This is a genomic window from Paenibacillus sp. LHD-38 (assembly GCF_031157315.1).
GTDB lineage: Bacteria > Bacillota > Bacilli > Paenibacillales > Paenibacillaceae > Pristimantibacillus.
Window position 1 is genome coordinate 1 of the sequence record NZ_JAVIFU010000132.1, and the last position, 1,128, is coordinate 1,128.

General features: G+C 52.5%; 1 protein-coding gene and 1 pseudogene. Both read right to left on the reverse strand.

Going from position 1 to position 1,128, the window contains the following annotated elements; translation table 11 throughout:
- Positions 1–487: pseudogene (locus tag RCO25_RS34570) on the reverse strand (reverse transcriptase domain-containing protein); the annotation flags it as partial.
- Positions 453–731, reverse strand: a complete 279-nt coding sequence (locus RCO25_RS34575; RefSeq protein ID WP_309000566.1) for a hypothetical protein — start codon at positions 729–731, stop codon at positions 453–455. The gene RCO25_RS34575 and the pseudogene RCO25_RS34570, both read right to left, overlap by 35 nt.
- Positions 732–1,128: the final 397 nt, after the last annotated feature.

A 1,128-nucleotide genomic window follows, 5' to 3' on the forward strand; every position in this document is an offset into this window, starting at 1 on the left:
ACGATTTTAGATCTGCGTCTATGACATAGCGAAACCCATCATCTACATCTTGACGAATTTTCTTTAACGCCATGTGTGCGCTTCTCTCCGGTCGGAATCCGTAACTGCAATCCATGAACTTTGCTTCGAAGATGGGTTCCAATATGCGCCTTGTTGCGGCTTGTACAACTCGGTCTCCCACGGTAGGAATCCCTAGTGGTCTTTGCGTTCCGTCTGCTTTCGGGATGTAGACGCGCCTAACGGGCTTTGGCCGGTAGGTTTTGTTCTTCAGCGTCTGTTGGACCACTTCTAGATGGTGTTCCAACTGCGATTCAAATGCCTTGATGGTCATTCGATCGATCCCTGCTGCGCCTCGGTTTCGCTTAACCTCCTTGAAGGCTTCCTCCAGGTTTGGCTTCGCCCATATCTTGTCGATAAGGCTGTACCACTTGCGTTCTTCTTGCTTTACTCCTTCACGAGAGCGATTGTTCTTTCCTTGTTCCTCCATGCTCGTTCTCCTTCCCTTGCAGTTCCATGGTTTGTAGCCTCTCAGCAATCTCCATTTCCCTGTCGGTACTCGCCCCAAACGGCTTCTCCTTATGTTCATTCCCCGGTTCTTCGCGCTTCTTGGCTCCCCGGCTCCTGTCTGGCACATGGCCTTCCACAATCTCTCTTCTTCCACGGTTTCGGGCTTCGCACAGGGCACCGCCTTTTGGGTCGATGACTGCATCGACGACTTTGCGCCGATTCATTTGCCTTTGCGGCCTTTCTGGCAAACTTGGTCGCTACTATCCCTACGTCTGACTTCTCACCATTCATAGCCTTGCCTTGACCCTCACGGTCTTGGACTAGGGTTACCGCACTTTCGGCGGGAGCGATGAGATCTCCTTGGGTCACGTCAACCGACTTTCCCTCGAATCCAGTCCTCTTAACTTCCGGAACTACTGGTGGTATTGGACATTCCCTTCTCTTGCAGAGTCATCCAGCTCCGTCAGCCAACATGGTTTTGCCGCCTGTTCCGAGTTTTGCCTTCGCATCCTCCGCACCTATCCTCACGGACTAGCACTATGCGTCAGCTATGTACTTCCGCCACCTCGCAGTGTACTGGAGACTTTCACTCCCTAGTCGATTGCGCTGCCAAGCGCACAA

Coding starts and splice junctions, on each gene's coding strand:
- RCO25_RS34575 (WP_309000566.1), bottom strand. CDS start 731: ATGAATCGGCGCAAAGTCGTCGATGCAGTCATCGACCCAAAAGGCGGT.